This window comes from Monashia sp. HAY1-2A (assembly GCF_056755315.1).
On sequence record NZ_JBNDHY010000483.1, the window covers coordinates 1 to 262 of the forward strand.

The window sequence follows — 262 nt, forward strand, 5'->3', positions numbered from 1 at the left end:
CCCCCCCCCCCCCCCCCCCCCCCCCCCCCCCCCCCCCCCCCCTCCCCAAAAAAAAAATCCCCCCCCCCAGATTACTACGCGTCTCGTGGGCTCGGAGATGTGTATAAGAGACAGGTCGTGGGCGGTGTCGTGCGCTGCCTCGTGCGTGGTGCCGTGCGCTGCCGCGGCCTCGCCGGCTGTCTCTGCGGGCGCCGGTGCGGCTGCCGAGGTGGCGAGGCTGTCTCTTATACACATCTGACGCTGCCGACGACGGAGAGAGTGT

1 pseudogene is annotated in these 262 nt (G+C 70.2%); it reads left to right on the top strand.

The features are described 5' to 3' along the window. A pseudogene (locus tag ACPYOM_RS22805) lies at positions 1 to 238 on the top strand (hypothetical protein); the annotation flags it as partial. Positions 239 to 262 lie beyond the last annotated feature (24 nt).